The 26,364-nt window shown below is 36.0% G+C and carries 29 protein-coding genes; 24 read left to right on the top strand and 5 right to left on the bottom strand.

Annotated elements, in window-relative coordinates; all coding sequences use genetic code 11:
• The first annotated feature begins 7 nt into the window (after window positions 1–7).
• From NSS71_RS13675 to NSS71_RS13615, 13 genes are all read left to right on the top strand, one after another.
• Window positions 8–1,231: an MFS transporter gene (locus NSS71_RS13675; protein WP_341151760.1), complete on the top strand. Its 1,224-nt coding sequence runs from the start codon at window positions 8–10 to the stop codon at window positions 1,229–1,231.
• A gap of 27 nt (window positions 1,232–1,258) precedes the next feature.
• Window positions 1,259–1,639 carry a VOC family protein gene (locus NSS71_RS13670; RefSeq protein ID WP_047942262.1) on the top strand — a complete coding sequence of 127 codons (381 nt, stop codon included), beginning with the start codon at window positions 1,259–1,261 and terminating at the stop codon, window positions 1,637–1,639.
• A 23-nt stretch (window positions 1,640–1,662) separates the two neighbouring features.
• Window positions 1,663–2,223 carry a maltose acetyltransferase domain-containing protein gene (locus NSS71_RS13665; protein WP_047942354.1) on the top strand — a complete coding sequence of 187 codons (561 nt, stop codon included), beginning with the start codon at window positions 1,663–1,665 and terminating at the stop codon, window positions 2,221–2,223.
• Window positions 2,224–2,247: 24 nt separating this feature from the next.
• A complete protein-coding gene (locus NSS71_RS13660; protein ID WP_095259308.1) occupies window positions 2,248–3,045 on the top strand; it encodes an HAD family hydrolase in 798 nt (265 codons plus the stop codon).
• Between the two features lie 129 nt (window positions 3,046–3,174).
• On the top strand, window positions 3,175–3,933 hold the full coding sequence (locus NSS71_RS13655) for an IclR family transcriptional regulator (protein WP_047942260.1): 759 nt from the start codon (window positions 3,175–3,177) through the stop codon (window positions 3,931–3,933).
• A gap of 122 nt (window positions 3,934–4,055) precedes the next feature.
• Window positions 4,056–4,703: a bifunctional 4-hydroxy-2-oxoglutarate aldolase/2-dehydro-3-deoxy-phosphogluconate aldolase gene (locus NSS71_RS13650; RefSeq protein ID WP_095259331.1), complete on the top strand. Its 648-nt coding sequence runs from the start codon at window positions 4,056–4,058 to the stop codon at window positions 4,701–4,703.
• Between the two features lie 2 nt (window positions 4,704–4,705).
• The gene (locus NSS71_RS13645; protein WP_095259309.1) at window positions 4,706–5,710 is read left to right on the top strand and encodes a sugar kinase; all 1,005 of its coding nucleotides are present in this window, start codon (window positions 4,706–4,708) and stop codon (window positions 5,708–5,710) included.
• A gap of 21 nt (window positions 5,711–5,731) precedes the next feature.
• A complete protein-coding gene (gene kduI, locus NSS71_RS13640; protein ID WP_095320562.1) occupies window positions 5,732–6,562 on the top strand; it encodes a 5-dehydro-4-deoxy-D-glucuronate isomerase in 831 nt (276 codons plus the stop codon).
• A 14-nt stretch (window positions 6,563–6,576) separates the two neighbouring features.
• On the top strand, window positions 6,577–7,380 hold the full coding sequence (locus tag NSS71_RS13635) for a gluconate 5-dehydrogenase (protein WP_047942255.1): 804 nt from the start codon (window positions 6,577–6,579) through the stop codon (window positions 7,378–7,380).
• Window positions 7,381–7,638: 258 nt separating this feature from the next.
• A complete protein-coding gene (locus NSS71_RS13630) occupies window positions 7,639–8,484 on the top strand; it encodes a DUF72 domain-containing protein (protein WP_341151759.1) in 846 nt (281 codons plus the stop codon).
• 87 nt (window positions 8,485–8,571) lie between these two features.
• Window positions 8,572–9,930 (top strand): bifunctional metallophosphatase/5'-nucleotidase, encoded by a 1,359-nt coding sequence (locus NSS71_RS13625; RefSeq protein WP_047942253.1) that lies wholly within the window; start codon window positions 8,572–8,574, stop codon window positions 9,928–9,930.
• Between the two features lie 101 nt (window positions 9,931–10,031).
• A complete protein-coding gene (locus NSS71_RS13620; protein WP_095320549.1) occupies window positions 10,032–10,334 on the top strand; it encodes a YunC family protein in 303 nt (100 codons plus the stop codon).
• A 202-nt stretch (window positions 10,335–10,536) separates the two neighbouring features.
• The gene (locus NSS71_RS13615; protein WP_061799077.1) at window positions 10,537–11,631 is read left to right on the top strand and encodes an HD-GYP domain-containing protein; all 1,095 of its coding nucleotides are present in this window, start codon (window positions 10,537–10,539) and stop codon (window positions 11,629–11,631) included.
• Between the two features lie 52 nt (window positions 11,632–11,683).
• On the opposite strand, the gene NSS71_RS13610 is transcribed toward NSS71_RS13615, so the two are convergent.
• On the bottom strand, window positions 11,684–12,643 hold the full coding sequence (locus NSS71_RS13610) for a M23 family metallopeptidase (protein ID WP_047942353.1): 960 nt from the start codon (window positions 12,641–12,643) through the stop codon (window positions 11,684–11,686).
• 284 nt (window positions 12,644–12,927) lie between these two features.
• On the opposite strand from NSS71_RS13610, the gene lipA reads away from it, so the two are divergent.
• From lipA to NSS71_RS13585, 5 genes are all read left to right on the top strand, one after another.
• Entirely contained in the window at window positions 12,928–13,842 is a 915-nt protein-coding gene (gene lipA / locus NSS71_RS13605) for a lipoyl synthase (protein WP_235844501.1), read from the top strand.
• A gap of 373 nt (window positions 13,843–14,215) precedes the next feature.
• Window positions 14,216–14,488, top strand: coding sequence for a YutD family protein (locus tag NSS71_RS13600; RefSeq protein WP_047942248.1), 273 nt, complete (start codon window positions 14,216–14,218; stop codon window positions 14,486–14,488).
• A 312-nt stretch (window positions 14,489–14,800) separates the two neighbouring features.
• Window positions 14,801–16,096 (top strand): EAL domain-containing protein, encoded by a 1,296-nt coding sequence (locus tag NSS71_RS13595; protein WP_047942247.1) that lies wholly within the window; start codon window positions 14,801–14,803, stop codon window positions 16,094–16,096.
• 22 nt (window positions 16,097–16,118) lie between these two features.
• The gene (locus tag NSS71_RS13590; protein WP_061799075.1) at window positions 16,119–16,556 is read left to right on the top strand and encodes a DUF86 domain-containing protein; all 438 of its coding nucleotides are present in this window, start codon (window positions 16,119–16,121) and stop codon (window positions 16,554–16,556) included.
• Between the two features lie 120 nt (window positions 16,557–16,676).
• Window positions 16,677–17,453 carry a TIGR01457 family HAD-type hydrolase gene (locus NSS71_RS13585; RefSeq protein ID WP_061799072.1) on the top strand — a complete coding sequence of 259 codons (777 nt, stop codon included), beginning with the start codon at window positions 16,677–16,679 and terminating at the stop codon, window positions 17,451–17,453.
• A 67-nt stretch (window positions 17,454–17,520) separates the two neighbouring features.
• Here the strand turns inward: NSS71_RS13585 and NSS71_RS13580 are convergent, their stop codons facing one another.
• Window positions 17,521–18,012, bottom strand: coding sequence for a phosphatidylglycerophosphatase A family protein (locus NSS71_RS13580; RefSeq protein ID WP_095259312.1), 492 nt, complete (start codon window positions 18,010–18,012; stop codon window positions 17,521–17,523).
• Between the two features lie 194 nt (window positions 18,013–18,206).
• On the opposite strand from NSS71_RS13580, the gene yutH reads away from it, so the two are divergent.
• From yutH to thrB, 4 genes are all read left to right on the top strand, one after another.
• A complete protein-coding gene (gene yutH, locus NSS71_RS13575; protein WP_047942242.1) occupies window positions 18,207–19,208 on the top strand; it encodes a spore coat putative kinase YutH in 1,002 nt (333 codons plus the stop codon).
• 429 nt (window positions 19,209–19,637) lie between these two features.
• Window positions 19,638–20,936, top strand: a complete 1,299-nt coding sequence (locus tag NSS71_RS13570) for a homoserine dehydrogenase (protein WP_047942241.1) — start codon at window positions 19,638–19,640, stop codon at window positions 20,934–20,936.
• Window positions 20,936–21,997, top strand: coding sequence for a threonine synthase (thrC, locus tag NSS71_RS13565; protein ID WP_047942240.1), 1,062 nt, complete (start codon window positions 20,936–20,938; stop codon window positions 21,995–21,997). Before NSS71_RS13570 ends, thrC begins: the two co-directional genes overlap by 1 nt.
• Window positions 21,994–22,914 (top strand): homoserine kinase, encoded by a 921-nt coding sequence (gene thrB / locus NSS71_RS13560; RefSeq protein ID WP_061799069.1) that lies wholly within the window; start codon window positions 21,994–21,996, stop codon window positions 22,912–22,914. The genes thrC and thrB overlap by 4 nt, the downstream gene beginning before the upstream one ends.
• A gap of 51 nt (window positions 22,915–22,965) precedes the next feature.
• On the opposite strand, the gene NSS71_RS13555 is transcribed toward thrB, so the two are convergent.
• Window positions 22,966–23,202, bottom strand: coding sequence for a NifU family protein (locus tag NSS71_RS13555; protein WP_047942238.1), 237 nt, complete (start codon window positions 23,200–23,202; stop codon window positions 22,966–22,968).
• Between the two features lie 167 nt (window positions 23,203–23,369).
• On the opposite strand from NSS71_RS13555, the gene NSS71_RS13550 reads away from it, so the two are divergent.
• Window positions 23,370–23,693 carry a YuzD family protein gene (locus tag NSS71_RS13550; protein WP_047942237.1) on the top strand — a complete coding sequence of 108 codons (324 nt, stop codon included), beginning with the start codon at window positions 23,370–23,372 and terminating at the stop codon, window positions 23,691–23,693.
• Between the two features lie 203 nt (window positions 23,694–23,896).
• On the opposite strand, the gene NSS71_RS13545 is transcribed toward NSS71_RS13550, so the two are convergent.
• Window positions 23,897–24,970: an NAD(P)/FAD-dependent oxidoreductase gene (locus NSS71_RS13545; protein ID WP_047942236.1), complete on the bottom strand. Its 1,074-nt coding sequence runs from the start codon at window positions 24,968–24,970 to the stop codon at window positions 23,897–23,899.
• A 226-nt stretch (window positions 24,971–25,196) separates the two neighbouring features.
• Here NSS71_RS13545 and NSS71_RS13540 point away from each other — a divergent pair, with 226 nt between their 5' ends.
• On the top strand, window positions 25,197–25,433 hold the full coding sequence (locus NSS71_RS13540; protein ID WP_047942235.1) for a DUF1450 domain-containing protein: 237 nt from the start codon (window positions 25,197–25,199) through the stop codon (window positions 25,431–25,433).
• 50 nt (window positions 25,434–25,483) lie between these two features.
• Here the strand turns inward: NSS71_RS13540 and NSS71_RS13535 are convergent, their stop codons facing one another.
• The gene (locus NSS71_RS13535) at window positions 25,484–26,170 is read right to left on the bottom strand and encodes a DUF2225 domain-containing protein (RefSeq protein WP_061799067.1); all 687 of its coding nucleotides are present in this window, start codon (window positions 26,168–26,170) and stop codon (window positions 25,484–25,486) included.
• Between the last annotated feature and the right edge of the window lie 194 nt (window positions 26,171–26,364).

Here is a 26,364-nt window from a genome sequence, read left to right as displayed (position 1 = left end):
TTAACTATTGGCGACATTTTTTTTAGTAATCATCTATTTGGCTTTTATCAGCTTAGGTTTGCCTGATTCTTTATTGGGAGTTTCATGGTCTTTAATGGAAGTGGAATTTAAGGCACCCCTTGAAACTGCAGGAGTACTGTTTATGACAATTGCAGCGGGAACAATCATTTCCAGCTTTATTAGCGGTATAGTGCTGAAAAAATTCGGAACTGGAATGGTTACATTTGTAAGCTGCTTTATGACAGCGGGAGCTCTATTAGGGTTTCATTTCGCCCCATCCATTATATGGCTGTTTATCTTTGCAATTCCGCTTGGCTTAGGTGCAGGTGCTGTGGATACAGGTTTAAACAACTATGTGGCAAGCCATTACAAAGCGCATCATATGAGCTGGCTTCACTGTTTTTGGGGAGTTGGAGCTACACTTGGCCCGATTGTTGTGGCTCAGTTTATATCTAGAGATAATTCTTGGCGAAGTGGTTATTTTGCCATCGCATGTATTCAATTTATTTTAGTTGTCATTTTGCTTTTCACACTCCCTTTATGGGAAAAGATAGAAAAGATCCCTAAGCAGGAGAACGAGAATAATAGAGAAGATTCAACTAGTACATTGGATGAAACATATTTGGAAAATCAAAAGCCTTGGCAAATAAGAGGGGTTAAGCTAGCTTTACTTGCATTTTTATTTTACTGCGGGGCGGAAGCGGCAGTTGGGCTTTGGGGAAGCAGTTTTCTCGTAAATGTTAAAAATTTATCGATAGATGTAGCAGCCAAATGGGTTTCCTTATTTTATGCAGGTATCACCATTGGAAGATTTATCACAGGCTTTATTACATTAAAAATGAGTAATCAAAGATTGATAAGATGGGGACAAATAATTGCGTTAGTTGGTGCAGTTCTATTATTTTTGCCATTCCCTATTCTTTTTTCACTGGCAGGCTTTATTATGATTGGTTTAGGTTTAGCGCCGATATTTCCGTGTATGCTGCATGAAACACCATTACGTTTTGGAAAGAAACATTCCCAAACCATAATGGGTTATCAAATGGCTATTGCCTATACAGGCAGTACCTTTCTTCCTCCCATTCTGGGATATGCTGCAGCCAAATCAACAATAGGAATTTTCCCTTTTGTTATTGCAGGCTTTATTGCCATTATGCTATGGGGATCGGAAAGGTTAAATGGAGTATTGCATAAAAAAGAAATAAAAAGGGATACAGCGCGTGTAATTTAAGCTAATTAAAGAAGGAGTGACAGGAACATGAAAATAGAACATGTTGCAATATGGGTGAAAGATTTAGAAGGAATGAAGACATTTTATACAACCTATTTTGGTGGGAGAGCAAATTCGAAATATCAAAATAGAGAAAAGAAATTTGAATCCTATTTTATATCGTTCAAGGAAGGAGCTCGCTTAGAACTTATGCGGAAAGCTGGGATCGATAAGGATGATTCAAATGATAGAGTTGGCTGGGCGCATATTGCTATTTCATTAGGAAGTGAAGAAGCAGTTAATCAACTGACGGAACGATTGCAAAAGGATGGTTATTTGTTAGTTAATGGGCCTCGTCTAACAGGGGACGGCTATTATGAAAGTGTGATAGAAGATCCGGAAGGAAATCTTTTAGAGTTGACGGTTTAATGTGGATAGAAAGGAATGATAAAGTGAAAACAGAAAAAGAAAAAATGGTAAATGGAGACTTCTATAATCCAGCAGATCCAGAATTAATAAAGGATAGAAGTAATGCGCGAAAGCTAACAAGAGTATTTAATGAATCCATTGAAACAGAAGATGATATTCGGTCCGTCCTATTAAAACAATTATTTGGTTCCACAGGAACTAATATATTCATAGAACCAACCTTTCGTTGTGACTATGGATATAACATCCATGTAGGGGAAAACTTCTTTGCTAATTTTGATTGTGTGTTTTTGGATGTTTGTGAGATTAGAATTGGGGATAATTGCTTTATCGCCCCAGGAGTACATATTTATACAGCGACACATCCTGTAAATGCTCAAGAGAGAATAGCAGGAATTGAGTACGGAAAGCCGGTGAATATCGGAAATAATGTCTGGGTGGGAGGAAGAGCAGTTATCAATCCCGGAATAAGTATTGGGAATAATGTGGTGGTTGCATCTGGTGCAGTTGTGACAAAGGATGTACCAGATAATGTTGTTATTGGTGGAAATCCGGCAAGAATTCTAAAAAAAATAGTTGAGTAGAATACCAGAGGTGGGGGAAAGCGAATGATTAAATTAGTGCTGACAGACATGGATGGAACATTTTTAAATAATAATGGTGATTTTGACCGGGAATTGTTCAAAGAAGTAAAGAATTTAATGAAAGAAAAAGGCGTAGCTTTTGCTCCTGTTACTGGTAAACAATGTGAACGGGTTGAAGAATTATTTGGTGAAGATGCGAAAGATATGTGGATTCTAGGGGATAGCGCCACCCGCATTAAGCATAATGGCAAATTTGTTTATGAATCGCTGTTAAGTAATGAATTGGGCCTAGCGATTATTCGTTTGCTAGAGGAAATCAGTCTAAACCATACTATTATTGCTTGTACGAGAAGCGGTGCAGTTATAAAGGATAACGTTATCCCGGAAGAAGCTGCTATTGTAAGAAAGTCTTATGCACAGGTGAGAAAAGTGTCAGATTTTAAAGAAATAACGGAAGATTTTGTGAAAATAACAATTCACGATTCAGAGCTTAAATGTTTTGAGACAAAAGAAAGATTATCATCCTTTTTTGAATCCGCTTATATTGTAGCATCTGAGGCAGCTTGGATTGATATAGCCAATGTAAATGTACATAAAGGGACAACAGTTGAGCATTTACAACAAGTACTAAATGTTACCCCTGAAGAAACAATGGCGTTTGGTGATGGCTATAATGACATAGAACTTATGAGTCGCAGTACATATAGTTTTGCTGTTCGTAATGCCGTAAAGGAATTAAAAGAGACAGCAAATTTCATCACTCGTTCAAATGAAGAAGATGGTGTAATGAGAACAATCATTCAACTGTTATCTCTTTCATAGATGGAAGATAGAATCTATCTATTTGAAAATAATGTAAGAAGTGAATCCCAAATGTGATTTTAGGAAGAGAAAGCTTTTCATTTCTCCTCTTTTCGTATATAATTTCTTTATTGGAAAAGAGGGTGTATAATGGAGAAAACAAAACCTTATGGTACTGTTCTATTAAGAGCAGCAAAAATTATGGATTACCTTTCAGACAATCCTAATCAAGCATTGCAGAAAATTGCTCAAAACACAGAGATGACAACTTCAACTACTTTGAAAATATTGGACACTTTATTGTTAATTGGCTTTGTGAGCAGAGATAAAAATAAAAATTATCGATTAGGATCTAAACTTATTCGATATGCAAATCAAGGTGTGGATCAGCTGGACTTAGTAGAGCTGACATTGCCTTATTTAGAAAAACTGCAAAAGTTAATTGATGAAACCATTCATTTAGGCGTACTTGCAGATAATGAAATTTTATATGTAAACAAGCTAGAGGCTAAACATCAGACAATAAGAATGTCATCAAGGATTGGGATAACAAGGCCCTTGTACAGCTCAGCAATGGGAAAGGCAGTTCTTGCAGAATTGGAAGAAGAAGAGTATTTAAATTATCTAAAAACAACTCCTTTAGTTCCATATACAGAGCATACGATAACCAACTCTTTAAAGCTTGCATCAGAATTGCAGAAAGTGAGAGAGACTGGTATTGCTTTTGATGACGAAGAAATGGAGAAAGATATTTTCTGTATTGGAGCGTCTTTAAAAAAAGATGGAAAAATCATTGGAGCATTTAGTGTAAGTATGCCGAAATATAGGCTCACAGAAGAATTTAAAAAACAAATAATAAAGGCTGTCGTCGAAACGAAAAATGAGATAATGCAAGTTGTGGCTCGTTAAATCGTTTCGGCGATTTTTTTTATTTAATGATTAGCGTTTACATTTTTCAAAAAAGTATGTATAATCAAGGTGGGTTTCTTAATAGTAAAATTGTATTTCTAAATAGGAAAAGAGTGGTGGAGATGAAACGAGTTGAAACATTACGACGCTTAAAGAGTGCTGGAATAATCGCAGTAGTCCGAGGGAACAGCAAGGAAGAGGCTGTGAAGGCAAGTAATGCAGTAGTTCAAGGTGGCATGAAGGGAATTGAATTAACTTTTACTGTTCCTAATGCAGATAAAGCCATTAGTGAATTAGTAGAGTTGTATAAGAATGATTCTGACATTGTTATAGGTGCAGGTACTGTGTTAGATGTAGTAACTGCTCGTTTAGCTATCATGGCTGGAGCAGAATATATTGTCAGCCCAAACTTTGATAGAGAAACTGCAGAACTATGTAATCTTTATCAAACTCCCTATCTTCCGGGATGCTTAACGATTACAGAAATGAAAGAGGCATTAAAGGCAGGAGTAGATATTATCAAATTATTCCCAGGCAGTGCCTATGGACCAAGTATTGTATCCGCTTTTAAAGCTCCAATGCCTCAAGTTAATATTATGCCGACAGGCGGAGTTAGCCTAGAAAATATGGAAGACTGGTTTAAAGCAGGAGTAGTAGCAGTTGGCGTAGGAGGAAACCTATTAGCACCTGTGGCAAAAGGGGATTTTGCTAAAGTTACAGAGATTGCTAGTCAATATATGGATAAATTTCATCAAATTAAAGGAGCATAAATATGGGGAAGGTAGTTACGTTAGGTGAAATCATGCTTCGTCTATCCACTGATTCTGGTGTACGAATTGCCCATGCTGATAATTTTCGTGCCCATTATGGCGGGGGTGAAGCCAATGTCGCTATTTCACTAGCCAATTTTGGTCACGATGTTTACTTTGCTAGTAAAATTCCAGACAATGGCTTAGGAGAAGGTGTAGTAAAGCATTTAAGTTGTTATGGCGTTCATACTGACTTTCTTTTAAAAGGAGGATCCAGGTTAGGCACTTATTATGTAGAGGCTGGAATTGGTGAACGAGCAGCCAATGTCATTTATGACCGTGCTGGTTCTAGTTTCGCCGAAATGACAGAGAGTGAATGGAAAAAGGAAGAACTGTTTAATAACGTAGATATCTTTCATATTTCAGGAATTACACCAGCGTTATCTTCAAGTTGGAAAAAAACAACAATCTCATTAATAGCAGCAGCAAAAGAGTCTGGCTGTAAAATCAGTTTTGATATTAACTATCGAGGAAAATTATGGTCTCAAAAAGAAGCAGGTGAGACAATTTCTGAAATATTGCCTTTGGTAGATTACTGTTCAGCTGGCAAGCTTGATGCTCTCTATTTGTTAGGAATTCCTGAGGCGACTGAACAGGAGAATGAATTAGTTTACTACTATCAAGAAATACAGAAGAAATTTCCTGCTATCTCTATTCTATATTCCACAAAAAGAACGGTGGTATCTGCTAGTAGCAATGAATTAATAGGAACATTATGGATGGATGATTACTACTATGAATCTCAAAAACATGTTATTAATCCAATCGTTGATCGAGTAGGAGCAGGTGATGCCTTTTCCGGTGGAGTTCTGCATGGAATACTAGCACAAAAAAGTCCACAGGAAATGATTGACTTTGCGACAGCTGCATCTGCTTTGAAACATACAGTTCATGGTGATTGTAATCAATTTAACGAACCAGAAGTCAACAGCTTTTTACTAGCTGGCTCTGGAAAAATAAATCGATAGGAGTGTAGAAAAATGCAAAACATGGAAACGCGTTATACACATAGCCCCGAGGATATACGTCATTACTCTACAGAACAATTGAGAAAAGAATTTTTAGTAGAAAAAGTATTTGTGCCAGGGGAAATTAGCTTAACGTATACGCATAACGACCGCATGATTTTTGGTGGAATTACGCCAACCGATAAATCCTTAGAAATCATATTGGATAAGCAATTGGGTGTGGAATATTTCTTGGAACGCCGTGAGCTGGGAGTTATTAATATCGGTGGACCTGGTTATATCGAAATCGACGGAGAAAAAGAAGAAATGAAAAAACAAGATGGATACTATATTGGCAAAGAGACACGACATGTTGTCTTTTCTTCCGAGAATCCAAACAATCCAGCTAAATTTTATATTAGCTCCGTACCGGCACATCACAAATATCCAAATGTAAAAATTAGTATTGATCATATCAAACCAATGGAAACAGGAGAAGCCCTAACATTAAATCAGCGTAAAATTTATCAATACATACATCCAAACGTATGTGAAAGCTGCCAATTGCAAATGGGCTATACTATCTTAGAGCCTGGAAGTGCATGGAATACAATGCCTTCTCATACACATGAAAGACGCATGGAAGCATATGTTTACTTTGATATGGAAGAAGATACCCGTATTTTTCACATGATGGGGAAACCGGATGAAACAAAGCATCTAGTTATGAGCAGTGAGCAAGCTGCTATTTCACCAAGCTGGTCTATTCATTCTGGAGTTGGCACAAGCAACTATTCCTTTATCTGGGCAATGTGTGGCGAAAATATCACGTATACCGATATGGACATGATTCCAATGAATAAATTGAAATAAAAGGAGAGAAAACAATGGCATTCACGATGGATAAATTCCGCATTGATGGAAAAGTAGCCTTAGTTACAGGTGCAATATATGGAATTGGTTTTGAAATTGCAAGCGCTTTATCGGAAGCGGGTGCAAAAATCGTGTTTAATTCCTTAAATCAAGAATCTGTCGATCAAGCACTTCAAAGTTATCAAGAAGCAGGAATTGAAGCAAAAGGCTATGTATTTGATGTTACAGATGAACAAGCCGTACAAGCTGCGGTTGCGCAGATTAAAGAAGAGGTTGGTCCGATTGATATTTTAGTTAACAATGCTGGGATTATCAAGCGTGTGCCAATGGTAGAAATGTCTGCAGAAGATTTCCGCCAAGTAGTAGATGTAGATTTGAATGGACCATTTATCGTTTCTAAAGCAGTTATACCTGATATGATTCAAAATGGCGGCGGTAAAATCATCAATATCTGTTCCATGATGAGTGAACTTGGCAGGGAAACAGTCAGTGCCTATGCTGCTGCTAAAGGCGGGCTAAAGATGCTGACAAAAAATATTGCTTCTGAATATGGAGAATACAATATTCAATGTAATGGAATCGGACCAGGTTATATCGCTACACCACAAACTGCCCCATTACGCGAAAAGCAGGCAGACGGATCCCGTCATCCATTTGATCAGTTTATTATTGGAAAAACGCCTGCAGCACGTTGGGGAAATCCTGAAGACCTAGCTGGTTCAGCCGTATTTTTAGCATCTGAAGCATCGAACTTCGTGAATGGTCATATTCTCTATGTAGATGGCGGAATACTGGCTTATATTGGTAAACAGCCTTAAGAGAAGCATAGATATTTTTACTAGTTCAATATCTGAAAGTATCTGTACTTATTTTTAAATTTATCTTGGAGGTACCAATAAATCGGGTGACTGATTTATTGGTACCTCTTTTTCTTTTAACTTAGTTATTTATGATGATTATGATATGATATTTAATATAAAGAAATAAAAAAACAGATATATTTTTGGAAATGAAGTTAGTGTTTTTCTCTATGTGAGTATCGCTTTGAGAAAAACAATGTTATCGAGGTGATTTTATTGATTCATATCGGATTAACAGGCTGGGGAGATCATCCGAGTCTATATGGAAAAAATACTTCATCGCAAAATAAGTTAATGGAATATGCCGGGTATTTTCCTACTGTGGAAGTGGATGCTTCTTTTTATGCGGTGCAGCCAGTCCGGAATGCGGAGTCTTGGGTAAAGAAAACACCTGACTCTTTTCAATTTATCGTAAAGGCATTCCAAGGGATGACAGGCCATAATCGTGGAGACATTCCTTTTGCCTCGAATGATGAAATGTTTGCTGCATTTATCGATTCCTTAGTTCCATATAGAAAAAGTGGCAAATTGGCGATGGTGTTATTCCAATTTCCTCCTTGGTTTGATTGCACAAAGGAAAATGTCCAATTCTTAAGAGCGTGCAGAAAAAGGATGGGAGATATACCTTGTGCACTTGAATTTAGACATCAATCATGGTTTAATCCCAAATATCGAGCAAGTACCCTTCAGTTTATGAAGGAAGAGAATTGGATACATAGTATTTGTGATGAGCCTCAAGTAATGCCGGTCTCTGTTCCTACTGTTCTAGAAGCGGTTGGCGAAGATAAGGTGCTCATTCGGCTTCACGGAAGAAATTATTATGGTTGGCAGCAAAATAATAATCCAAATTGGCGAGAAGTTCGTTATTTATATCGGTATAACACAGCAGAATTAAGTGAATGGGCTGAAAATATTCGCCAGCTTGAAAAGCAATGTAAAAATATTCATGTGCTCTTTAATAATAATTCTGGTGGAGATGCGGCTGATAACGCACGAGAACTGATTGATTTATTAAATATAGAATATACGGATTTAGCTCCAAGACAATTGGATTTATTCTAACTATCAGAAGAGTGGAGAAGAGCATTCTCTGCTATAGAATAGATAATTGCCTAAAAAAGTGAAAATACAAATAAGGAAGGCGAGAAGATGGAAGTCATCCACATATATCATACTAATGATTTACATAGCCATTTTGAAAATTGGCCAAGAATTTATGAATTGCTGCGTGAAAGAAAAAAATGGCATAAAGAGGCTGGCGAAGCTGTTTATTTATTTGATATAGGTGACCATTTAGATTTGTCTCATCCTTATACGGAAGCAACTAAAGGTAGAATTAACACACAGCTGTTAAATGAGGAACACTATGATGCAGTGACAATTGGGAACAATGAAGGAATTACTTTGTCATATGAAGGATTAGATCATTTATATGATGAAGCCAAATTTGATGTAATTGTTGCAAATCTATACAAACGTAATGGGGAACGTCCTGATTGGGCTATTCCTCATCAAATATTTAAGACAGCTAAAGGAACAAAAATTGGGGTAATCGGTATTACAGCCTATTTCGAAAAGTTATATGAGCTCTTAGGATGGAAATTGACAGAACCAATAGAAGAACTATCAAAGCAATTAGAAAAAATTAGAGGAAATGTTGATATTATTGTATTGCTTTCCCATTTAGGGATAAATGACGATGAGATGATTGCAGCTAATTATCCAGAAATAGATGTGATTCTTGGTGCACATACCCATCATATTTTCCATCAAGGAAAAATAATTAATAATAATCTTCAAGGTGCTGCCGGTAAATATGGCTATTATCTTGGTCATATTGAATTAAAGGTTGATGCTTCCAAAAGGGTAATCGATAAAAAAGCCATATTATATGAAACAAGTAAGTTGCCGATTGCAAATAAAGAAGAAGCCATTGTGGAAAATTATTACCAGCAAGGGAAATTGGTTTTATCAGAAAAGGCAGCAACGATTGATGAGTATTTATCTAGAGAAGCCCTAGCAGAAATGCTTTGCAAAAAATTAATTTCGTGGTGTCAATCGGATTGTGCCATTATAAATGAGGGCTTAATTTTAGAAGGATTGCAAGCCGGGGAGATCACTTTCTTTGATTTATTATCGATTTGTCCACATCCAATTAATCCATGTAATGTGACATTAACCGGAGCGGAACTGAAAGAAATTCTGCTTGATATGAAATCCGATAAGTGGGAGATAATGCCTGTCAAGGGTCTTGGGTTCCGGGGAACATTAATGGGGAAAATGATTGCAGCAGGCATTACGCAAGAGACAATCGGAGAAAAAGAACAGTACTATATCCATGCACAGGAAATACAGGCAGATCAGAATTATGTTGTAACAGTACCTGATATGTTTACATTCGGTAATTTTTTTCCAGCCATTTATCGGGCAACGAAGAAAGACTATTTTCTTCCTGAATTTATGCGTAATATTCTTGCTGACACTTTACAAAATAGGATAAAAGCGTAAAGGGTCATTTTATCATTCTTAAATAAAGAAGAAAACACCGATTTCTCCTCTCTTGAATATACTTATTAGGAAGGGAAAGAGAGGAGTGAGCACAGAGTATTATGATTGATGTGTATCCTGTTGATATCAATGGACATACTTTTATTGCGGTCTCGGTATTATTGCCTAAAACTACTTTGCTTGCTGTAAAAAATGATAAAGGCTACATTATGTGCGGTGCTTTAGATGTGGCATTGTTAAATGATAAGCTGAAAGACCGGAAAATTATTGCTGGTAGAGCTGTTGGTGTGAAAACGATTGAACAATTGCTAAATGCACCCTTAGAGTCAGTGACAATAGAAGCAGAAGCATATGGAATTCATAAAGGGATGATTGGAAGAGAAGCATTATTGAAAATGGTATAAAGGATAAAGAGGTTAAGAAGGTTTAACGAATCAGAGGGGAGCCCCTTTTCGTTAAACCTTCTTTTTTGGAAGAGAAGGAAATGAATATCCCTGCATTTAGACAATTTCTTATAAATTTTACTTTTCTTTTATAGGTATAAAGAAACAGAAGCAAAAGTACGATATAATAGTTACTATATAAATTATTAGGAGCTATTAAAGCATGAGATTAGTTGGGACAAAGAATATAAAAGAAGGTGCAATCTTAGCTAAGCCTATATTAAATGATCGCGGAAGAGTGTTAATAAATAGCGGGATAAGATTAGAGCAAAAGATGATTAAAAGGCTGCTTGACTTTGGTATTAGCTATGTTTATTTAGAAGATAAAAATACAAAGGATATTAAAGTGAATGATGCTATCTCAGAGCAAGTTAAGATGGAAGCGATGCAAACTATTGAGAAAAGTTTTGATATGATAAAAAGTGCGGATGCTGATAATATTTCGATGGTGATGGAGAAGAATACACCGGTTTTTAAAAATTTGGTTGAAAAAGTACTATTGGAATTAAAAAATCATGAACATCTTTCTTCTGTTATGTCTGATGTTTATCTATATGATAATTATATTTTTTCGCATAGCTTAAATGTAACTATTTACTCGTTGGCATTAGGTTTAGAGTTAAAACTTCCGCCGAAGCAGATGGAAATCTTAGGGCTTGGGGCTATTTTACATGATATTGGTAAAATGACAGTTCCATTAGAAATTCTCCTGAAACCAGGAAAGTTGACGGCAGAAGAATTTGATATTATAAAAAGTCATGCTGAAGCAGGCTTTGAGATGCTAAGAAAAGTGGAGACACTGCCTTTACTCGTTAGTCATTGTGCCTACCAGCACCATGAACGATTAAATGGTTCTGGCTATCCGAGAGGCATAAAAGCAGAAGATATTCATTTGTTTGGAAAAATTATTGCTGTAGCAGATGTTTTTGATGCCATTACATCTAATCGCGTCTATCATGATGCTTTATTACCACATGAAGCACTAGAGATTTTGTATACAGGATCAGGTTATCTATATGATGCAAAAATTGTTGAAGCATTTAGAAGAGCGATAGTCCTTTATCCTAATGGGTTAAGTGTTATGCTAAGCAATGGAGAAAAAGGGATTGTATGTAAACAAAATAAGGGGATGAATGAAAGACCAATTATACGAATTGTGGAAAGAGAGGGAAAAGAAATTCCTCCATATGACTTGAATTTAAAGGAAAATCTTTCAATTGTCATAACGCAATGTGATTCTCTCCAAAATCCCTTGTGAACATAAAGGCGATAAGAATGAAGCAGTAGATCCTTATCGCCAAGTAAGTAATTTATTTTTTCTTTCTTGTTTTTATCTTTTCTTGTCTTTCCCATAATCGTAAATGTGCATATGGATCATAGGACCATTCTGTATAGCCATTATCTTTATAGATACCATAATGTAGATGAGGAGGGAATTTTCCTGAGGTTCCTGGCGGTCCGTATCCTGAACTTCCAACTCCACCAATAATCATCCCTGGCTCTACGACCATTCCAGCCTGAATCTCTTTCGAGAATCCATTTAAATGGGCAAAATAATGATAATTATTATTAATATCTCTTATTCCGATGCGCCATCCGCCATAATTATTCCAGCCTTTCATTTCTACAATACCATAGGAAGTCGCTTTTACAGGGACTCCATAGTCTGCAAAAATATCTGTACCTTCATGAATTCTTTTTCCTCCCCAGCCGCGGGCGTCCCCCCAAGTACTGCGATAGCTATGATCACTTCTTAATGGCAGAGGGAAGGCATGATCATCTAAATTTAATCTGCCAAAGTGGTTGTATATGGCTGCTTTTCCCATTATGATGCTAACAGTTTTATCCCTTTTATAGTAGTTCCATAATCCGATTTTAAAGTTATCCTCATCAATGCCATATTGACTTATATAATTGGAGAATGCGGAAAGGATATCTTCATCATTAAATCTATCTGCTTTTCCATCTCCATCACCGTCAGCACCAAGTCCTCCAAATAAAGGAATGGTTAAAGGGTTATCATCCTCTGGATTGGGATTAATAATACCAGCCCATTCTTCCTTCGTAAAATAAATCCCAGTGTATCCCTTTGCCTTAGGGATATCTTTTCTTGAAGAGCGAATGTTACGCTCATATTGATCGACAGCCGCTATATAATACCAAGGAATATGATATAATGCTTCTATTTTTTTATAAAGTTCCATCCTTTTTGTGTAAGGGTCATTCATTTTTTCATTAGCATATGTGACGGTGTTAGGTAGTAAAAACATAAGAATAATGATTATAAATATTAACCTGTGCAAAGATTAGTCCCTCCCTTCTTATTCTGTCGTTATATTTTGTGACTTATATCAAAAAAAATAATTATCAATTAATGGTAATCATTTTAAATGAATAACTTGTAGACGCATTTCCATTATGTTAAAGTGACAAATGAAGAAGAGACAATCCTTTTACTGTGTATAACATACAAAAAAATCTGAGGGATAGCTGTTATACAATACTGTTTTTTAAGTAAAAATGATGAAAATTATTTTACTAGGAGATGAATGTGGTGTCAGAAAAAAAACAAGAATATTTGCGCAAACCTGAATGGTTAAAAATTAAATTGAATACGAATGAAAATTATACAGGTTTGAAAAAAATGATGAAGGAAAAGCAGCTACATACAGTCTGTGAGGAAGCAAAATGTCCAAATATTCATGAGTGCTGGGCAGTTAGAAGAACGGCAACATTTATGATTTTAGGAGCTATTTGTACAAGAGCCTGTCGTTTTTGTGCAGTCAAAACAGGATTACCGACTGAATTAGATTGGCAAGAGCCAGAAAGAGTTGCTGATTCTGTGTTTGCAATGAACTTAAAGCATGTGGTTATTACTGCTGTTGCAAGAGATGACTTAAAAGACGGCGGAGCAGCTGTATTTGCAGAAACTGTTCGTGCCATTCGCAGAAAAAATCCATTCACCAGCATTGAGGTATTACCATCTGATATGGGAGGGGTAGAAGAAAACCTTCGATTATTAATGGATGCTAAGCCAGATATCTTGAACCATAATATTGAAACAGTAGAAAGATTGACCCCTAGAGTACGTGCCAGAGCAAAATATCATCGTTCTCTTGAGTTTTTACGAAGAGCAAAAGAGATGCAGCCTAATATTCCTACTAAGTCTAGTATTATGGTTGGGTTAGGGGAAACGAAAGAAGAAATTATCGCCACAATGGATGATCTTAGAGCAAATAATGTGGATATTATGACCATTGGCCAATATTTACAACCAACTGTCAAACATTTAAAAGTACAAAAATATTATCATCCAGATGAATTTAAAGAGTTAAAAGAGATTGCTTTAAGTAAAGGATTTAGCCATTGTGAAGCAGGTCCATTAGTTCGTTCATCTTATCACGCAGATGAGCAAGTAAACGAAGCGAAAAAAAATCAGCAAATGGCTGAACATGCAAAAGAAGCATAAATAAAGAATAAGACTAAAGGGATAAATTTTCCGCTGAACATTAGCTCAGACCATTATACGGAGATACTAAAAATATTTCGTATAATGGTTTGGGTTTTTTTATTCAACCAGAATTAATTAAGAATATCAGCCCATAATCAAAAGGTATTTAACAGTATAGAATAAAAATTCTGTATTTTTATAGGAAGATTTTATTGTTAGTGCTATGTAAATATCTATCCTAAGGTTATAATGATAGTGAGCAATGTTATAATTGGACTATTTATACCAAGATACGAATAGTTCAACTAATTATCAGTAAAGTTAAAAAGCAAAGCTGCATGGCTGGAAGTTTTATATTTAGGAAATATATACAGGTTTTGAGGTGATACGATTGGTTTGTATTAATAATCATTGTTATGAACTGATTGAAGAAAGAAAATCAGGTTTTAATGAAGAAGCATTTAAAAATAGATATAGTGACATATTAACGAAATACGATTATATTGTCGGAGATTGGGGTTATGGACAATTAAGATTACGTGGCTTTTTTGATGATCATAATCAAAAATCAAGTTTTGACACGAAAATAAGCACGTTAACGGAATATTTATATGAGTATTGTAATTTTGGCTGTGCCTATTTTGTCGTGAAAAAAACAAAATAAAAAGGTTATCCTTTATTTTGATCTTGAAGAAGGAGCTTCCATTCAGAAAGAAAACAAGAAATGGACTGGCTTAGCAAATGGAGAAACTGTTTTGTTAATGATTACTTATCTTTATCCAAGTGTAAGGAAATCCATCTAACTCAGTTTCTTAAGCAAAGCCATGAATGATTATCTTACCATTTGAATTCCCCAATGCGACTTTTTGCTTCTAATTGTAAGTCTTGTAGCAATAGAAGTAAGGAAAAGTCCATCTAAAGAGAATTAATTTGCTTTAATGACAGAAAAAGTTGGCATTTTGAGAGGAATGGGGCTATGAAATATCAAGAGAATGTCTGTTCAAGATTATTTAATTGGGGAAAATTACTTCTTCCGGCAAAACTTATTAAGTATTTTCCTCCATCATTTGTATTACGAGACCCTATTATTCATCAAGTACAAAAAGCGATGATAAAAGGATATGAGGTAGCTGTTATTGTAATAGATATATCGAATTTACATAGAATAAAGCAACAATTAGAAGCAAAAGATTTTCGACAATATATTCGATTGCTAAAAAAATTATTTGGCAAAACGATACAATTAAAAGCTTCTAATGAAATCATTGCTATTCATGATTATAATCCGAACGGCTTAACCATGTTTATGAAATGGGAACAAGGATCCGAATGTTTACCAGTAATAGATGGGTTAATTAAAGATATTATACATAATGTGGAAAATGACTTTCGTGAAATTGGGAGCATTCCGCCTGAATTTCATACAGGATACATGTTTATCGAGAATAAATATACCTATCTTTCTGATGCTATTCAAACGGCTTATGAATTTGCCCTTGCAATGGCACATAAAAGAACTGATCCGGAATTCAATAAATTAGTCTATACTTTGAGTAATATTGTGGCGAAAAAAAGCATCCGTTTATTGGCACAACCAATTATGGATGTAGAAACAAATAAAATTCACGCTTGTGAAATGCTGACAAGAGGCCCAGAAGGAACACCGTTAGAAAATCCACTTCAACTTTTCTCTTTAGCAAGGCAAACGAAGTTTTTGTATGATCTTGAAATGATTGTTCTTGATAAAGCTTTTGAACAAATCCAGCAAACAAAATGGAGGCATAATATCTTTATTAACTTTACACCAATCACAATTGGTAACCAAAGATTTATTAAAGATATAAAGAGCGTAATTCGTAGGTATAAAGGGATTTCCCCGAAAAAAATAACAATTGAAATTACAGAAAGAGATTCATTTGAAGGGTTAGAGCATTTTGCTAAAAATCTAAAGGTTTTAAGAATGCTTGGTTTTTTAATCGCAGTTGATGATACTGGCGCGGGTTATGCTAGTCTGAATTCCATCAGTGAAATCATGCCAGATATTATTAAGATTGACCGTTCTGTAATCCAGAATATTGATAAAAATTCAGTAAAGGAATCGATGCTCCAAGGACTTCTTCTTATTGCAAAAGAAGTGGGCTCCGTTGTGGTAGCAGAAGGAATTGAAAATGCAGAGGAAGCCTCTGTTTTATCGAAAAATAAAGTGGATTTAGCTCAAGGATATTTTTACGCCAAGCCTACTAGTCTTAGTAACCATTTACAAATCTCATAGTATGCGGAAGGAGTAAGGGAATATGTATTTTGTGGACCGAGAAAAAATAGAAGAACAGTTAAATTATTACCATGAGCTCATCAGTCAGTTTGAAACGCAAGAAACGTGGAATACATTTCTTGAGAAAGTGGCACTTGAAAGATTGACACATATGATGATTGAAGTCATCTTAGATGTAGGAAATAGTATGATTGATGGTTTTATTATGAGGGATCCGGGCAGTTATGACGACATTGTCGATATACTTATTGATGAAAAAGTTATTACTATGGAAATAGGAAAAGACATTAAGGAACTCATTCTTTGGCGCAAACAGCTTGTACATCAGTATACTAATATTGATCATAAGGGATTGATTGCAGCATTTGAAGCGAAGCTACTCTCCATAAAAGCCTTTGCTCCATCTGTAAAAGAATACTTAATTCATGAATTAGGACCTGTTTCTGCATTTAGAAATTAGATTATTTTTAAAGAAAATGATTTTAATCAAATAAAGAATAATTTTCAAGCTGTGAAAAAAGCAACGTGCTTTTTTAAATAGTTCCTGAATTAATACATAGCAATTGAAAGGATTTTCTTAATGAAAGCGTATAAAGGATATTTAATAGATTTAGATGGAACAATGTATCGGGGAACAGAAGTAATTGAAGAGGCAGCTGAATTTGTTAAGCGATTGATTGCTGCGCAAATTCCCTATTTATATGTCACCAATAATTCGACAAAAACACCAGAACAAGTGGCCAAAAAACTACAGGAGTTTCAAATACCGGCAAAAGCGAGTGAGGTATTTACTTCCGCCATGGCTTCTGCTAATTATATTGTCGAAAAATCCCCTGGAGCAAATGTGTTTATGATAGGGGAAGAAGGACTTCAGCACGCTTTAGAGGAAAAAGACTTGAAGTTAATGAAGGATTCAGAAAATGTTGATTATGTGGTTGCTGGACTTGATCAACAGATTACCTATGAAAAGCTTACAGTGGCATGCTTAGCAGTCCGAAATGGCGCACAATTTGTCATTACAAATGGGGATACGGCTTTGCCAAGTGAGCGAGGATTATTACCTGGAAATGGTGCCTTAACTTCTGTTATTTCGGTAAGTACTCAGCAACAGCCTGTTGTTGTCGGCAAACCAGAATCAATTATTGTAGATCAAGCAATCAAATTATTAGATCTGCCGAAAGAAGACGTCTTGATGGTTGGCGATAATTATCAAACAGATATTATGGCAGGCATCAATGCAAAGATGGATACACTTCTCGTGTATACAGGAGTTACAACGAAAGAGCAACTAAGCGGATATTCTGTCAAGCCAACCTACACGGTTGATAGCTTAAGTGAGTGGGCTATAATAAAATAAGGTCATATAAAGAGGACGTTTCGCTACTGTTTACAGTGTATGAAACGTCTTTTTTTTACAAGGTGACTTATTCTTCCCCATTAGCACGGTGAGCTAGTCTACTTGAAGCTGCTGCTGCAATAGCACCGACAATATCGTCTAAAAAGGTATGGCATTCACCAGAACTCTTATCATTTAGCTTTTGTAAAATGCCTGGTTTCAATTTATCTACATAGCCATAATTAGTAAATCCGATGGAACCATATACATTTACAATCGAGAAAGCAAGCACTTCATCTACCCCGTAAAGCCCTTCATCTGTTTCGACAATTTCTTGCAGGGGAGATTCCAGGAGCTTTTTTTCAGCGAGTACATCTAATTGTATCCCTGTGATAACAGCATTTTGAACCTCTCTTTTGGAAAGAACGCGCTCGACATTATGAATACAGTCTTCCATTTGTAAATCTTTATGATATTTCTCTTGTAAGAGATAAACAAGCTTCGCTATGTCTTCTATTTCGACTCCACGTTCATGTAACCACTTTCTGGCTGTTTTTTCTGTTAGGTCTTTTAATGACATGAACTTCACCTTTTCTTTAATTATTCACTATGTATTCACAGTGTTTATTATTATATGCATGATGGCTGTTAGATGTTCCTTACAGCTATTGTTTCCATAATAGGGGCAATTCATGATTTGTATCCTCTTAACAAGTTTTAACATTCCTTGTCATATACTTCTAAAAGAGAGAATAACGAGGAGGAGGAAAAGACATGATTAAGAAAATTTTATCGACAAAGTATGGAATTGATGTAGAAGAAGAAACAAGAGTCGGTCATTATGAAGCTTGTATAAGCAAAGGAAAACTGTATACTATTGTCCCAGTAGGAAATATAGAGGAAGAAGAACTAACAGAAAGAGACCAAATTGCTGCACATATCTATCAGATTGGTGATAAACATGTCAGCATGTTATTAGAGTCAAAAGAAGGAAGCAAACATACTGAAATGAATGAGCAGCTTTATTGTGTGCTTATGAATGAACGACTACGTCCCTTTCAATCTCGGAAATTAGGGCGAAAACTGGGGAAGTTTCATTTTAGAGGCAGAACTGTACCATTTGGTGTCCAAAAAATAAGTAGAATGGGGCAGTGGAAGAGTATGTGGGAACAAAGATTGGGCCAATTGGAGGGTTTCTGGAACAGTATGTTATACAAACAGCCAGAAAGTGAATTCGATCAATTATTTTTAGAATCTTTTCCATATTATATGGGGATTGCTGAGAATGCCATTCAGTATCTTGTCGATACAGAGCTAGATGATGATCCAACTGCTGTAGATAGTGGAACAATTTGTTATAACCGTTTTACCAAAGACACATGGGCAGGAGAATATTATATTAAAAATCCATTTGATTGGGTGTTTGATCATTGTGGAAGAGATCTTGCTGAATGGACAAGAGATCGATATTTTCGAAATATCAAAACATATCATCGAGAAGTAAAGACGTTTTATGAGGAGTATCAAAGTGTTATGCCCCTAAGTTCTTTTGCATGGAGATTAATATATGCAAGGCTGTTATTCCCCATTCATTATGTGGAATGTATCGAAAATTATTATTCTGCTATACAGGAGGCGGACCGTCTATTTCTAGAAGAACGGTTAAAGAAAATGCTCAGCCAGTCGAGGGATTTAGAAATATTTCTGAAAGAATTTTATGACAACACAGAAGTGCCAGTTAAAACATTGAAAATCCCTATTGTTTCCTGGTTGTAAATAATTGGTTTGGAGCGAAGGGCTTAAATAGTCAGGGATATAAGTGTTCAAAACAAAGGAAAATCCTAACAATTATACGGAGATGTTCATGGGAATTTCGTATGTTGTCTGGTTTTTTTTATGAATACAGTTTCTTTTCCATGGAGTGAGCGACGAGCGCTTCGTCGACTCACTGCTTAAAAAATCTAAATATACATAAAATTTATAATTTTTCTTTTGGAATTTTAGCATCTTCCTATATAATGGATTCATTAAGTAAACGAGCACAAATATTCTTTTTAAAAGGGAAAAGCTATTCTTATTCTTTTAAAATAAAAATTTTAAAAGAATGTTTAAACACCCCTTGTAAAAAAAGGAATCAAACACTATAATGTCTACTATACAAAGACAGTTGTTCTCGTAAAAAGAACATCAACGGGAGGTAAACAGATGGAGGCAATCTCAATTGGACTACTCGGCTTAGGAACTGTTGGATCCGGCGTTGTAAAAATTATTGAAAATCATCAAGATAAAATCATGCATCAAGTCGGCTGTCCAGTGCAGGTAAAAAAAATACTCGTCAAGAATGTAAAGAAAGAACGAGAAGTAGAGATAACCGATGATATTCTCTTAACAGTTGATGCTAATGATATATTAGATGATCCTGAAATAGATGTGGTTATAGAAGTAATGGGTGGGATTGAAGAGACAAGGAACATCCTGCTAAAAGCCTTAAAAAATAAAAAACAAGTAGTAACGGCTAACAAGGATTTAATGGCAGTACATGGAGCAGAGCTACTGCAAGCAGCTTCCCAAAATAATTGTGATTTATTTTATGAGGCAAGTGTTGCTGGTGGAATTCCTATTCTAAGAGGTTTAGTAGATGGGTTAGCTTCTGACCGTATCATTAAATTAATGGGAATTGTGAACGGAACAACTAATTTTATTTTAACGAAGATGAGTCAACAGCAAAGACCGTATGAGGATGTTCTTTTAGAAGCGCAAGCATTAGGTTTTGCGGAAAGTGATCCTACCTCTGATGTCGAAGGGCTGGATGCAGCAAGAAAAATGACTATTTTAGCAACTTTAGGCTTTTCGATGAATATTGGCTTGGAAGATGTAAAGGTACAAGGCATAACGAATGTAACAGATGACGATATACAGTATGGAAAGCAGTTAGGATATACAATGAAACTCATTGGTATTGCTCAAAGACAGGAAGAAAAAGTAGAAGTTAGTGTCCAGCCTACTTTTATTGTCGACAGCCATCCATTGGCAGCCGTTAATAATGAGTATAATGCTGTTTATGTATATGGAGAAGCGGTTGGAGAAACGATGTTTTATGGACCTGGTGCCGGAAGCTTACCAACTGCAACAGCCGTTGTATCGGATCTAGTGAATGTTTTGAAAAATATGCGCTTGGGCGTTAATGGAAAAGGTGCAATCGCTCCACAATTTAAAAAGAAGCTAAAAGAGCCAGACGAAATGTTTTCTAAATATTTCTTACGACTGCAAGTAGTGGATGAGGTTGGAGTATTTGCGGAAATTACATCTATCTTCTCCCAGCATGGAGTCAGCTTTGAGAAGATCCTCCAGTTACCAGTGAAGGAAAAAGGGTTGGCAGAAATAGTCTTAGTAACACACCATGCGTCTTTATTAAACTATGAGAATATTTTATTAGAATTAAGGGACTTATCATCTGTTCGAACAGTTAAAAGTTCTTATCGAGTTGAAGGAGGAACAAAGTAATGAGATGGAAGGGTCTCTTAGAAGAATATAAAGAGTATTTACCAATAAATGAATCGACACCAATGTTAACACTGAATGAAGGAAACACACCTTTAATTAAGCTGGAAAAGTTGTCTGAGGAATGGGGCGTAGAGCTATTTGTCAAAACGGAAGGAACTAATCCAACTGGCTCCTTTAAAGATAGAGGAATGGTCATGGCTGTAGCTAAAGCAAAGGAAGAAGGAAACTCAACCGTTATCTGCGCTTCTACGGGAAATACGTCAGCTGCAGCAGCTGCCTATGCTACACGTGCAGGGATGCGCTGTATTGTCGTTATACCAGAAGGAAAAATCGCGATGGGAAAATTAGCACAAGCTGTTATGTATGGTGCTGAGATTATTGCGATTGAAGGGAATTTCGATCAAGCATTACAGATGGTACGCAAAATTAGTGAAACAGAACCAGTTGCACTTGTTAATTCAGTGAATCCGTATCGTTTAGAAGGACAAAAAACAGCTGCTTTTGAAGTCTGTGACCAATTAGGAGGAGCGCCAGATATATTGGCAATTCCTGTTGGTAATGCTGGAAATATTAGTGCTTATTGGAAAGGATTTAAAGAATACCACGAAATAAAGCAAACAGGACTGCCGAAAATCCACGGCTTTGAAGCGGCTGGAGCAGCAGCGATTGTTCATAATCGCGTATTTGAAAATCCAGAAACAATTGCTACAGCCATTCGAATTGGTAACCCTGCTAGCTGGAAGCTGGCTGTTCAAGCACAAGAAGAGTCCAAGGGAATTATTGATGAAGTAACAGATGAAGAGATTATTGCTGCATATCGTACGATTGCTGCAAAAGAAGGGGTATTTGCTGAGCCAGGTTCTTGTGCATCGATTGCAGGTGTTTATAAGCATATTCAAAATGGGAAAATTCCTAAAGGAAGTAGAATAGTAGCGATCCTTACAGGAAATGGCTTGAAAGATCCGAATACAGCAATCGATGTAAGTCCAATTAAGCCAGTAGTATTACCTAATGATGAAAAAGCAGTAGCTAATCACATTAAGGGAGTCGTTCATATATGAACGAAGGAGAGATGCTGCTAATTAAAGTCCCAGCGAGTACTGCTAATCTCGGGCCAGGCTTTGACAGTATTGGACTAGCGTTAAACTTATATTTAACATTGGAAGTTGTTCAAAGTGACTGTTGGGAGGTTATTCCGTTAACAGATGAATTGAAGGAATTTCCAAGTGATGAAAGTAATTTCATTATTAAAACAGCGATCGAGGTGGCGAAATCATTTCATACTATTCTTCCTCCTTGTCAAATAAAAGTGAATAGTAATATTCCTTTAGCAAGAGGACTTGGATCTAGTGCTTCCGCTATTGTGGCAGGAATTGAACTAGCAGATCAAGTTGGTAATTTACAATTGACTAAACAACAGAAATTTGCAATTGCCTCCAAAATGGAGGGGCATCCAGATAATGTTGGAGCGAGTATTTTCGGCGGCTTAGTTGTTGGCTGTCAATTAGGAGAAGAAGTAGATGCAGAAATCATTCATTCGGTAGATTTGGAAGTACTAGCTGTGATTCCAGCAGAAGAGCTATTAACAAAGTCTTCACGAGGAGTTTTACCGGACACTCTTTCTTTTGCTGAAGCTGTTTCAGCAGGTGCAGTATCTAATCTATTAGTTGCGGCACTGCTTACAGGTAATAGGAAACTTGCTGGAAAAATGATGAAAAAGGACAAGTATCATCAGCCATATCGGAAAGAGTTAGTACCGCACTTAGAGCTAATGGAAGAACATGCCTGCGAGCTAGGTGCTTATGGGGTGGCTTTAAGTGGAGCGGGGCCGACAGTATTGTGTTTTGTAGAACCAGGAAAAATGAATACGTTAATAGATGGATTAGTGCCGAAATTACCTGATATGCGTTTCCTCCCATTGGAAATAGACAAGAAAGGCAGTACTTGCTCCGGAGTACTTGCAACAGAAGTTAAATAAAAAAGAAAGAGGATGCAATTGCATCCTCTTTCTGCATTTTCTCATCAAAAATTAAAATACTTGTTCTACTTCATAAACGCCTGGTACTTCCTCTAATAAAGCACGTTCAATACCAGCCTTTAAAGTAATAGTAGAACTTGGACAGCTTCCGCAAGCACCTAATAAGCGTAGTTTTACAATGCCATCCTCTACATCCACTAATTCACAGTCTCCACCATCTCTTAAAAGGAATGGACGTAATTTATCTAGTACTTCTTGGACTTGTTCTTTCATTTCAACTTCTTGCATACATATCGACTCCTTTCCTATTATTTATTATAATCACATTAGGATGAAAAATCTATAATCAAGAAACACGAATTAAATAAACAAAAAATTGGATATATAACAAAACCCTATAATACCGGAAAAATAATGGATAGGCAAGCTTGTCTATCCCATGGAGGAGAGTTTATTTGAAAAAGGAAATTGAAGTAAGTATTTATGGAGCAGAACAAATTTGTGCCAGCTGTGTTAACCTGCCATCTTCTAAGGACACATATGAATGGCTCCAGGCTGCATTAAGTAGAAAATTTCCAGAGCAAACTTTTCAGATTAAATATTATGATATTTTTCAAGCCAATTATACGGAAGATAAAAATAAATTCTGTCAGAAAATTATAGAGGAAGATTTATTCTATCCAGTAGTAGTAATTGAGGGAGAGATTGTAGGCGAAGGTAATCCGAAGTTGAAGAAAATTTATGCAGAATTTGAGAAATACGGATATACTAGTGCTTAATGGTTAAAATTGTATCCGTTTTTTCAGAAATAATGGAGTAGACTGAATACACATGGCTATCGATACAATAGGAAGTATATTCAGTCTAGAAGGATAACTATAACTCTTATTATCGATTAAAATCGATAGGGAATATTATTGGTATTTTCTTGTTCCAGCGTTATCTTAAGCTGGAATAAGTGTGACACACTCCCATTCTTTTACTAGTCGTTAATTTTATTTTTATTATTTTTATCTTTCCATAGCACTCCATGTTTAATTAAGCGTGGAATTCTTCCTGTTAAAGCGGTTTTGGCAATAAGTCCGAAACCGGCTTTTTTTCCTAATGACCCAAGGACCCCTTTTAGCTTGATTGGCGGCATATAATCAGGTAGTACTTTCCCTTGCCAACGAGAAATTAAAACAAAAGCAATTTGTTCTGCCTGTCCTTCTGCAAGCTGTGCACTGGGAGGATGAGGAAGGCTTGCGCAATCACCAACTACGAAAACATGCTCATTATTAGGAAGGTGGTGATGCTTGGATAAGAGAATGCGTCCTTTCTTATCTTTTTCCACGTCAAGTTCCCGTACAACTTTATTTGGTTGAATCCCAGCTGTCCAAACAATACAGTCATAATGCTGTGGGATTCCATGATTATAAACTGTATTTTTTTTTATACAAGTAATATTGCTATTTTTGATAAGATTAACCTTTCTATCTGTAAACCATCGTTCTACATAGTTTCTTACTTTTTTAGGATAAGAAGATAATATGGTATTTCCACGATCCAAAAGTGTGATTTGCAGGCTGCTACTTTCAGCTAATTCAGCTGCTAACTCAACGCCGCTTAAGCCGCCGCCGATAATTGCAACCTTTGCCCCCTGAGACAAGCTATGGAGCTGCTTATGTGTTCGTTTGGATTTATTGATGGATTGAATACTATGAGTGTTGTCTTTAGCGCCCTCGACTTGGTGATAATTATCCTCACAGCCAAGTCCAATAATCAAATCATCATAATCGATCGGATTTCTTCCCGCTAACCAAACTTTATTGTTTTCCAAATCAATTTTTTCCACTTCTGCTTGTATAATGCTTACTTGAGGGTGTTTAGGAAAAGGAATTTGTAGGGTTTTATCCAGTACAGTACCAGCTGCAAGAGCATAATATTCTGTCTTTAGAAAATGAAATGGGACTTTATCTATTAATATGACCATAAAATTATATGGTAAATGAGGTATGATAGAGGATAAAACACGCATACCACCATAACCGCCGCCTAATATTATTAATTTTTTCATTTTTTCCCCCTTATTGTGCTCATGAGAAAATCTATTCTTTAAAAATTAGTTCGTAATTTTAGATCTGCTCCTTTTAGAGTATATTAAAAGGTTAGGACTGTTTATTCTTCATTATAGAAGGAAAATGACTTTTCCCCTTACAGATTAAGAAAGGAAGTATGAAATCAGACAATTTTTGCGTTCAACACTAAGAAAAACCTGTATAATTCAGAGGGAGGTGAGATGTTTGTTTAAACCGCTAATTGAATTTTGTGCGAGTAACCTAGCATCAGGCGCATATGAAGCGAAAGAATGTCTTGAACAGGATGATTCTTTAGATGTGATTGACTATGGGTGTTTAAGTTATTGTGGGCAATGTGGCGATTCGTTATTTGCGTTAGTAGATGGTGAAGTAGTCAAAGGGAAAGATGTAAACGAGCTTGTTGAGAATATCTATCAATATTTGAAGGCAAATCCAACATAAAACCGCTTATATCAGTGTGTTTAAAATTAATTCACTGATATAAGCGGTTTTTAGATGAAGGTTTTTTGCCTGTCTCTTATTTCCTGCCAGCTTTCTTTTGCCAGCTTGACAATTTGTGTTTCCACTGTCCTACTCTGCTGCTCAATTACTTTCGAATAATATTTTGTAGCTTTTTCTAGATTATCTGTCCGCTTGGAAAGTTCTGCTATTAAATAAATGGTTCTTAATTCTGAAACAGGAGTTCCCTGATAGTCACCAACAGAATAGGAAGTTTCATATTCTGATAATGCAAGGGATATAAAACGCCTCTCTTGTTTATGATTATTTAACATACGATAATGCCATGCAATCCGCAGGTGCAGTCCTGCAAGGGTAATATGCTTATCCTTCCGTAAAGAAGCACAATAAGCAGCTAATTTATATGTTTTAATACTATCCTCTATGTTACGTTCTTTTCCAAAGGAATGTGGAATCCATTGGGAACATACTTTTTCGATTAGTATCCTTTTACTTTCTGGAGAAAAATAAGAAACTGTATCATCACTAAAAGAAAACCCGCAAGCAGGACAGACATTTATGTAATAAAGGAGTGGATTATGCTCAGCATAGACAGGAAAGAAATCTGTATCTAAATTTTTCAATTTGACAAATCTTGAACGTAATTTTTTTGTTGTAAATTTAGTTTGACAAAGCAAACAGGTACATTGCTTATCAAATAACGGTTCGATTTTGTTCACATTTCTCACTCCCTTTGTTGTTAGGTAAAAAGGCTAGATATTTATATATTTTATTATACCTTATCGTGAGTAATATTCCCTATAAAAATTTTACAGATAGGTGAAAAGTCTATATTATATTAAGGGATTTCTTCAAAGTGGGAACAGTAAACGATAATAATGTTTTAATCGAAAATACTTGAAAAATGTTCGTG

This window comes from Niallia sp. FSL W8-0951 (assembly GCF_038006525.1).
Classification (GTDB): Bacteria; Bacillota; Bacilli; order Bacillales; family Cytobacillaceae; genus Niallia; species Niallia circulans.
The sequence above is the reverse complement of the archived record's forward strand: the minus strand, read 5'-3'. Positions and strand labels throughout refer to the sequence as shown.